This is a genomic window from Paraburkholderia sp. UCT2 (assembly GCF_014397665.1).
Taxonomy (GTDB): domain Bacteria; phylum Pseudomonadota; class Gammaproteobacteria; order Burkholderiales; family Burkholderiaceae; genus Paraburkholderia; species Paraburkholderia tuberum.
The window spans coordinates 233,734-242,570 of record NZ_VZQO01000005.1; the positions used below are offsets into that span (position 1 = coordinate 233,734).

6 protein-coding genes and 1 pseudogene are annotated in these 8,837 nt (G+C 60.5%); 2 read left to right on the forward strand and 5 right to left on the reverse strand.

The window, feature by feature from the left end; translation table 11 throughout:
- Positions 1-21 precede the first annotated feature (21 nt).
- The 3 genes from F6X39_RS06710 to F6X39_RS06720 form a co-directional block, all read right to left on the reverse strand.
- On the reverse strand, positions 22-273 hold the full coding sequence (locus F6X39_RS06710; RefSeq protein ID WP_090803518.1) for a PAAR domain-containing protein: 252 nt from the start codon (positions 271-273) through the stop codon (positions 22-24).
- Positions 274-348: 75 nt separating this feature from the next.
- Entirely contained in the window at positions 349-564 is a 216-nt protein-coding gene (locus F6X39_RS06715) for a hypothetical protein (protein WP_187616029.1), read from the reverse strand.
- Positions 565-911: 347 nt separating this feature from the next.
- Positions 912-2,438, reverse strand: a complete 1,527-nt coding sequence (locus F6X39_RS06720; RefSeq protein WP_187616030.1) for an aldehyde dehydrogenase family protein — start codon at positions 2,436-2,438, stop codon at positions 912-914.
- Between the two features lie 310 nt (positions 2,439-2,748).
- On the opposite strand from F6X39_RS06720, the gene F6X39_RS06725 reads away from it, so the two are divergent.
- Positions 2,749-4,803: a sigma-54-dependent Fis family transcriptional regulator gene (locus tag F6X39_RS06725; protein ID WP_187616031.1), complete on the forward strand. Its 2,055-nt coding sequence runs from the start codon at positions 2,749-2,751 to the stop codon at positions 4,801-4,803.
- Positions 4,804-5,494: 691 nt separating this feature from the next.
- Here F6X39_RS06725 and F6X39_RS06730 read toward each other — a convergent pair.
- Positions 5,495-6,610 (reverse strand): lactonase family protein, encoded by a 1,116-nt coding sequence (locus tag F6X39_RS06730; RefSeq protein WP_187616032.1) that lies wholly within the window; start codon positions 6,608-6,610, stop codon positions 5,495-5,497.
- 787 nt (positions 6,611-7,397) lie between these two features.
- Here F6X39_RS06730 and F6X39_RS06735 point away from each other — a divergent pair.
- Entirely contained in the window at positions 7,398-8,663 is a 1,266-nt protein-coding gene (locus F6X39_RS06735; RefSeq protein WP_187616033.1) for an IS256 family transposase, read from the forward strand.
- 45 nt (positions 8,664-8,708) lie between these two features.
- On the opposite strand, the pseudogene F6X39_RS06740 reads toward F6X39_RS06735, so the two are convergent.
- Positions 8,709-8,837, reverse strand: a pseudogene (locus tag F6X39_RS06740) (IS30 family transposase); the annotation flags it as partial.

Consider the following 8,837-nt stretch of genomic DNA (forward strand, 5'->3'; position numbering starts at 1 on the left):
TTCGTGGCAATCGGGAAGCGATCATGAAGCGATCAGGATCGCGCCGCAGCCCGTCCTGTCGCCGGCATGGCTGACCCGCTTGCCGTTGTGGGTTCGCTGGCCGGTCGCGATGATCGGATAGACACCGCCACACCTCGGACACTCGACGCCGTGTCCATCGAGTGCAACCGGGATGCCCATGTGCATGAGGTCTGTCGCGGCCTCGATGACCGTGCCGTCGTGCGTCGTCTTGTCTGCGAGCCGGATCATCGGCTGGCCGTTGCCGTTCTTCATCGGTCATCCCTTGTTATGTGCGAACGACAGTATCGGGAGCGGGGCAACCAGGAGCATTCGGAATTGGCCGAATTTTTAGCCTATATAGGCAATTTGTTTGATTTTTCGGGCGAACGGGATCTCACAGCTTCCAGAAGAAGCATCCCCCCAATGCGCCGAGGCCCCGGATGAACCTGCCAACAGCGCGCTCGCCGCGATCGTCACTGCGGCGGCGCCTGGTCTGTTCGAGATCACGGCGTACGGGAATCGTTCCTGCGGGCGTTTGTCAGCCGGCTGCAGAGTGACCAGCATGAGAAGAGACTCGCCGAACAACTGGAGAGGGCGGCCGATCGCACAGTCATTAAGCGCACGCCACCGACGGACCATTACTGCTCGATGTACACGCACTCCTATTCAATTGACGCCGAGAACGACGCAAAAGGCGAGTCGCTAGTTGAAGTGCTTTCGTGGGTTCGCGAGCGGATGCTTCCGGTTTTAGAAAGACTGATGACGGAATGCGGCTTTGGGGGAGAAGTCGAGGCGGACTGAGGTCTGAGGGGACTTCGTGATTTCGCATCGATTGATGCAACCGGAGCGGCCACCACGCCGCACGGCTGCATTCTTCGGCACGCGTCGTCCATAGACGACGCGCCCTTCGCTTAGAAGAACCCCAGCGCCTCCGCCTGATAGCTGACCAGCAGACACTTCGTCTGCTGATAGTTCGACAACGCCATCTTGTGTGTTTCGCGCCCGATCCCCGACTGCTTGTAGCCACCGAAGGCCGCATGCGCCGGATACAGGTGATAGCAGTTGGTCCACACGCGTCCCGCCTCGATCTCGCGTCCCATCTTGTAAGCGCGGGTACCGTCGCGAGTCCACACGCCCGCGCCCAGGCCATAGTACGTGTCGTTCGCGAGTTCGATCGCTTGCTGTTCGTCCTTGAACGTCATCACCGAGGCGACCGGCCCGAAGATCTCCTCCTGGAACACACGCATATCGTTGTTGCCGAACAGCATCGTCGGCTTCACGTAGAAACCCTCGCCGAGGCCGGCGCCAGGCGTTGCGCGCTCGCCGCCGACGAGGCACCGCGCCCCTTCGTCCCGGCCGATGTCGATATACGACAGGATCTTGTCGAGCTGCTGCTGAGATGCCTGCGCACCGATCATCGTTTCGAGGTTCAGCGGATGGCCAGCCTTGATGCGTTCCACCCGCGCGATCGCCTTCTCGATGAAGCGCTCGTAAATCGACTCCTGAACCAGCACGCGCGACGGGCACGTGCACACTTCGCCCTGATTCAACGCGAACATCGCGAGACCTTCGAGCGCCTTGTCGAGGAACGCGTCGTCGCGATCGAGCACGTCGGCGAAGAAGATGTTCGGGCTCTTGCCGCCGAGTTCGACCGTCGACGGGATCAGGTTGTCCGCGGCTGCGTGCAGGATGCGCTTGCCGACCGGCGTCGAGCCGGTGAACGCGATCTTCGCGATGCGCTTGCTGGTGGCGAGCGCTTCGCCCGCTTCCTTGCCGAAGCCGTTGACGATGTTGATGACCCCGGCGGGGAACAGGTCGCCGATCAGTTCGATCAGCACGAGTATCGAAGCCGGCGTCTGCTCGGCCGGCTTCATCACGACGCAGCAGCCGGCCGCGAGCGCGGGCGCGAGCTTCCATGCGGCCATCAGCAGCGGAAAATTCCACGGGATGATCTGACCGACCACCCCAGCCGGCTCGTGAAAGTGATAAGCGACCGTGTTGTCGTCGATCTCCGAGATGCCGCCTTCCTGCGCGCGGATGCAGCCCGCGAAATAGCGGAAATGATCGACGGCGAGCGGCAGGTCCGCGGCCATCGTTTCGCGCAGCGGCTTGCCGTTGTCGATCGTCTCGGCGACCGCTAGCAGCTTCAGGTTCTTCTCCATGCGCTCGGCCACCGCCAGCAACTGGTTCGCGCGCTCTGTCACCGACGTCTTCGCCCATTTGCGGCGCGCTGCGTGCGCGGCGTCGATGGCGAGGTCGATATCGGCAGCGTTCGAACGAGGCACGCGACAAAACGGCTGCCCGTTGATCGGCGACACGTTGTCGAAATAGTCGCCGCCGACCGGCGGTACCCACTTGCCGCCGATGTAGTTTTCGTAACGCTGGCGATAGGGATACTCGATGTCGATGCCGAGGGCTTTCAGGTCAAATGGATTCATCACTTGTCTCCGTTTTGTGATGGTGATCGGGTGACTGCGCGGGACCACATCAGGCACGAACCGTACCAATGCATCGAAGTGGGATATTTCAGGGATTGCGGTGAGCTGCATGGCGGAAGTGTTCCGTTTCGGAACAGTTGCGCGGGCTGCCGGTGTTCAGAAACGTCGCAGATTCGGCCGACGCTGACGCAGATCAAGGATGCGGGCCCGCGCGGGGTCGCCGCACGCGTCGGGCGGACTGGCAAAGGGAGTATTCTGTTGACACGCATCAAAGCGTCCGGCACGACCCGGGCGCATTCAGGAGGAGACAATGCGCGACGACGTTCATCCGCTCAGCGTGGCGGCGGCTAACCGCTTCAAAGGTTGGCCCGCACCGGCAATCCAGAAAGCCCACGAACGCTCCGAGACGTTCGGCCTGCGCGCATCGATCCGGCCGGATTACGACATCCTGTCCGACACGGGACTCGCGCTGAAGCGCGAACAGAACCAGGTGCTGTGCGCGCATGCGATGCCGGTCATGGAGACGCTGCGCGAGCAGATCGTCAACACGCAAAGCATGATCGTGCTGACCAACGCCGACGGGTTGATCCTGCATTCGATCGGCGACGACGACTTTCTGCATCGCGCGGAAAAAGTGGCGCTGCGCCCTGGCGCGAACTGGGCCGAGGATCGTCAGGGGACCAACGCGATCGGTACCTCGCTGGCCGAGGGATGCGCGATGGTCGTTCATGGGGACCAGCACTATCTGGCTGCTAACCGCTTCCTGACCTGTTCGAGCGTGCCGATTCTCGATCCGTACGGCGATCTGATCGGCGTGCTCGACGTGACGGGCGACCACCGCAGCTATCACCAGCACACGACGGCACTCGCGAAAATGTCGGTGCAGATGATCGAAAACCATCTGTTTTCGACTGCGTTTCGCGACGTGCTGCAAGTGTCTTTCCACGGACGTCCTGAGTTTCTCGGCACGCTGATGGAAGGGATCATTGCGTTTACCGATGATGGGCGCTTTCTGTCCGCGAATCGAAGTGCGCAGTTTCAGTTGGGCTTGTCGCTTGCTGCGTTGCGCGCGCATACGCTGTCGTCGCTATTTCAGATCTCGTATGCGCAATTGATCGATCGTTTGACGCATGGCGTTGCGCCGCATCTGATGCTGAATTTGCACAACGGTGCGGTGGTTTGCGCGCGCGGGCAGTTCAGGCGGGCGTCGTTTGGGCTGGGGCGTGGAGCCGTCGATGTGCAGGGTGCAGTCGCACCGCGACCGGTGTGTGCGAATGCGCGTCAGCCGGCTGCGGGACTGTCGCGGCTCAGCGATCTCGATACCGGCGATGCTCGTGTGTCCGCACTGATCGCGAAGGTTCGCAAGGTGCTCGGCAAGGATATTCCGATTCTGATCACCGGCGAGACCGGTACCGGCAAGGAGTTGCTCGCGCAGGCGATTCATAACGATTCGCCGCGAGGTGATGGGCCGTTTGTTGCGGTTAACTGTGCTTCGATTCCGGAGTCGCTGATCGAATCTGAGCTATTCGGGTATGAAGAGGGTGCGTTTACCGGCGCGCGGCGTAAAGGGGCGATCGGCAAGCTGATGCAGGCGAATGGAGGCACGCTGTTTCTCGATGAGATCGGGGATATGCCGTATTCGTTGCAAGTGCGGTTGCTGCGTGTTTTGCAGGAGCGGGTCGTGACGCCGCTTGGGGCGACGCGGGCGGTTCCTGTCGATGTCTCCATTATTTGCGCGACTCACCGCAACTTGCGCGAGATGATTGCGCAGAACCAGTTTCGTGAGGATCTTTACTATCGGATCAACGGGCTTGCGGTTCGGTTGCCGGCGTTGCGTGAGCGGAGCGATCTCGCGGTCGTCGTTCAAAAGATGTTGCAGTGGGAATCAGTCGAAAGCGGGGGGCGGCAGGCGCTCAGCGTTGCGCCGGATGTGATGGCGGTGTTCGGGCGACATGCGTGGCCGGGTAACTGTCGGCAACTGGCTAATCTGCTGCGCACTGCGGCGGCGATGGTGGAGGAGGATGGGGTGATTCGGTGGGAGCATTTGCCGGATGATTTTTTGGATGATGTGGGGGGCGCGGGTTGCGGCGATGGCGAGGTTGGACAGGGGGACTCTGCTGCGTCGGCCGCTTCGAGCTCGTCAGCCATCTCGGCCGGTTCGGCTGCGGATGCCCCTGCTGCTGGCGATGCGTCGCTGCCCGACGGTGCTCGGCTGCAGGATGTTGCCACCTCTGTGGTTGCGATGACGCTGGCGCGCCACGGCGGAAACGTGTCCGCCGCGGCGCGTGCGCTCGGGGTCTCGCGGAACACTATCTATCGCAGGATGCCGGCTGTGCAGCCGGGGCGGGTGGCGGAAAAGGATTGACGCGGGAGTTTTCGCAGGACCAATCGATAATGGCCGCGGTGACCGGCCAGTTTTCCCTATGAGTCGATTTGCTTGCGTGCGGTCTACAGTAGCCGAAGCACTTTTCCTTTTCACGACTCTACCGGAGGCGCGCACCGCACGCGGATCGCTTGCAGGCGCGTGACGCATCGTGGCCCGTTGGAGCGGGTGATGCCAACGCGTCCCGGCGAGCTACAACCGCTTACGAATCTCACAATAGCATGGTCCACCGGGTCGACTTGCGACGATCATTCGCTGCGGGCCGGCAAGCGGTTCTCAATTCAGCTATCTGACGGGGTTCGGCCATGAAGGGACAGTCGCGAAGCGCAGGCGAATGGCCTTTGATTTCGCCATACCGGCCGGTCGCGGACGGCGGCCAAAGGTTGCTCAGCGCCGCGGCCCACGCGGCCACTTCCCAGAGCTCAGCCATGGGAGGGCCGGGAGTCAATGTGACTCCCGGAAGCCTTGAAGAAAGTGATGGGATTCGACTCGCGCACCGTCGCCCGTTTGGACTCACCTAACCCCTGCTTGACCGGGAGCCTCGATTTCAATCGGATCAAGGTGGACGGCGGGTGCTCAGCAGTACCGGCAACCTTCTTGCGAGAAGGCTGCCGATACAGGGATACGAAAGCATGATCCCGCGTGCACATCTCCCCGCGCGGGGGAGATGTGTCTAGCGCGCCGCGATCCCTTGTGCCCCCGGCGGTACGCCGGTGACTGAGCCAACTGGCTCGAGTGTTCCGTCTGGCATCACGCGAAAGCCACCTACAGCGCCGTTACCTTCACGAACGTAGAGGAATTTACTGTGACCACTGAGCGCCATGTCAAGGGGAGCGCTGAGTGTGCCTGCAGTCGGATTGAGCAAGCGCACTGTACCGTCCGCCGTGATCCGCAGACTGCTGATCGAGTCGCTCCCGGCATTGGCCGTGTAGGCAAAACGTCCATCGCCCGTGGTGACAAGCCAGCAAGGGGCGCTCTGGCCCAAGGGAATTGCTGCACTGATCGAAGTCAGATGTTTGCTGTCCTCGACCTCATATGAGGAAACGGAACCAGATCCGGCCTCGGAGACGATCGCGTAACCCCGGGTCGTGATGGAAAACCCGAACGGCGTGACGCCGTTTGACGCATGGGGGGTTGGAGTCTTCGAGGCGTAGCCGGTGAAGCCGACATAATACGTGTCAATGAGTTGTGTGCCCTTTTCGGTCACGAGCAGTTCGTTGCCTTCCGGCGCAAACTTCACTTGCGCGGGCTGGGCGGAGTTTCCGCCGGCAAGTGGTCGTTGTGAGCCTGGTAATGGAACGAGACGCTTGCCAAGCGCGTCGACGATAAAGCCATTGATGTTCGGTGTGCCTCCGGCATTAAGCACATACGCGATGGGCCCCTTCACTGTCACGCTGACGGGCATTTGACCACCCGATGGTTTTCTGTCGAGCAACGTCAGTTTGCTGCCGTCGACCGCGAACAGCGAAACATCATTGCTGCCCGGATTCACGGCGAAGAGAAAACCCGCTGCCAACGTTAGGGAACCCTGCGAGCCTAGTGGATCGGCTCCCGTGCCTGCTCCTTTACCGCCAGTTGAGTACGTGGCCTCGTAGTTCAGTATTCCGTTGGCAGCGCGCGAATAGACAAGAACCGAGTTCCCGGACGGCTGGTTTGACAGAACGTAAACCGCTCCTGGCGGATCGACCTCCGAATCGGCTTGCGCAATGCTGATTGAAGCGAATCCTAACGCCGTCGCGAACGCGATGGTTCGCAATAGAAACGTTAAACGGCACGTGATAAATGACATGGCGTACTCCTTGCGTGGGCGACGAGCGAACGGGTGACGTCGGATGGACGAATGGGCAGAGCAGGTAGCTGTACGTTACGTCCTTGATAAATTGGGCTACAGGCAGACCTGCAAGAGCGTTACCCAGTTCGCGAGCTGTTTCATTACTTCACCCCTTGTCGCGTTTACTACACGGTGGTTAAGGCGGTCGAACAGGGAACATCGGGCAGCGGTGGATTGGCCGGGAGCGCATCGCCCCCGGCAATGATGCTAACGCTGCGATCCACTGACCGGTCTATGTGGGAAAAGACGGGCCGCGACTATTCGGCGTCGTACATCTCCGTTCGGCTTGACTGTGGCTCTCGCGGGCCTGAGTCAAGGGCGGTTTTCGTTGGACGTACAGCCATCCGCCGCCCCTCGTTTGTATATAGTCCATCTGGGCCGCTTGGCCATGAACATTTTTTGACGGGTGCTCCCAATGCCGTTGAATCCCGGCAAGGTATGACTGATCCGCCAATAAGTGCTGCCAATGGACTACCCTCGGCCTTGACTTGAAAAGCCCTTCGGGGCGAACAGATTGACGATGGCCTCCTGTAGGGCAGCAAGGGGACATTCGTCAACGTGGATTGAGTGACTCGAAGGGGTGGCGGATTCAACCGGTCGATGCAATAGTTCGATGGAATCGTTCAGGAGATATGCTCGGATCTGGTGTACGGGGGAGTTGAGGCGGGCGATTGAAGGCGGTGGAGGTTTTAGCTGAGAATCTGATTGTCGAAGTCGGAAACCAGCAAACAACAAACCATCCACCATGAGCAAGTTTACGGAAAAAGCGGTTATCGGTCTATCAGAAACCGGTCTGGGCCTGGACGAATTAGTCCGTCACGGAGCCCGTCAGGTGATTCAACAGGCGATCGAAGCAGAGCTGCAGGCGCTGCTGGAGCGGTTCGAAAACGTCAAGACGTTGCACGGACAACGCGCGGTGGTACGCAATGGCTATTTGCCGGAGCGCGAGGTATTGACGGCGGCCGGCCCGATTGCGGTGAAGGTGCCCAAGGTTCGCGATCGTTCAGGGTCAGGCGTGAAGTTTAATTCATCGATCGTGCCGCCGTATGTGCGCAAGTCGCCGCGTGTGAGCGCCGCGTTGCCGTGGCTTTACCTGAAAGGCATCTCAACGGGCGACATGAGCGAGGCACTAAGCGTGCTGCTGGGCGAGGATGCGAAGGGTTTGTCGGCGAATGTGGTGAGTCGCCTGAAGGCCCAGTGGGCCGACGAACATACAAACTGGAGCCGGCGTGATCTGTCGAAGTCGCGCTACGTGTACTGGTGGGTCGACGGTATTCACACCGGGCTGCGAAGCGAAAATTCAGACGGGCAATGCCTGCTGGTGATCATCGGCGTGAAGCCAGATGGGCGCAAGGAACGTGTGGCGATCGGCGATGGGTATCGCGAGTCGAAGGCGTCGTGGCAGGAGCTGCTGCTCGACCTGAAATCGCGAGGCCTGCAGGCTGGTCCGCTGCTGGCCATCGGCGATGGCGCGATGGGCTTCTGGGCCGCACTGGAGGAAGTGTTTCCCGCGACGCGAGGCCAGCGCTGTTGGTTCCACAAAATGGGCAACGTCCTGAACGCGCTACCGAAATCACAGCAAGGCAAAGCTAAAGCAGATCTGCAAGCGATATGGATGGCCGCGACGCGCGCCGACGCGCATGCCGCCTTCGATCGGTTCGTGACGATCTATGCGGCAAAGTATCCGAAGGCTACTGAGACGTTGAAGAAGGATCGCGAAAGCCTGCTTGCTTTCTATGACTTCCCGGCCGACCACTGGCAACATTTGCGAACGACAAACGCGATCGAGTCGACGTTCGCGACCGTGCGCCACCGTACTACGCGCACGCGCAACTGCGTGTCGCGACCAACCTTCCTGGGTCTAGCATTCAAGCTGATCGAGGAAGCCGAGAAAACATGGCGGCGCATCAACGGCCCAGAACAGATCAAGCTGTTGCTAGAAGGCATAGCCTTCAAGGACGGCGAACCGGTGCAAGACGATCAACCCGGTCAGCAGAAACTCGCCGCCTGACGTCGCCGTTCATCCAACCGCTCATACACCAGACTTGACCGTATCTCATCGTTCAGCCGGTGTTTCGTAATCCAGGGTCTTTCGTGGTCGCTCGTTCAGCCTTCGTGCTACTGCGTTGAGTTTGGCCTGTGAGTAGACCGACAGGTCGATGCCTTTCGGAAAGTACTGTCTTAA

What these genes read in the sequence shown, in the direction of transcription:
- F6X39_RS06710 (WP_090803518.1), bottom strand. Translation starts at nt 273, where the DNA reads ATGAAGAACGGCAACGGCCAGCCGATGATCCGGCTCGCAGACAAGACG.
- F6X39_RS06715 (WP_187616029.1), bottom strand. Translation starts at nt 564, where the DNA reads ATGCTGGTCACTCTGCAGCCGGCTGACAAACGCCCGCAGGAACGATTC.
- F6X39_RS06720 (WP_187616030.1), bottom strand. Translation starts at nt 2,438, where the DNA reads ATGAATCCATTTGACCTGAAAGCCCTCGGCATCGACATCGAGTATCCC.
- F6X39_RS06725 (WP_187616031.1), top strand. Translation starts at nt 2,749, where the DNA reads ATGCGCGACGACGTTCATCCGCTCAGCGTGGCGGCGGCTAACCGCTTC.
- F6X39_RS06730 (WP_187616032.1), bottom strand. Translation starts at nt 6,610, where the DNA reads ATGTCATTTATCACGTGCCGTTTAACGTTTCTATTGCGAACCATCGCG.
- F6X39_RS06735 (WP_187616033.1), top strand. Translation starts at nt 7,398, where the DNA reads ATGAGCAAGTTTACGGAAAAAGCGGTTATCGGTCTATCAGAAACCGGT.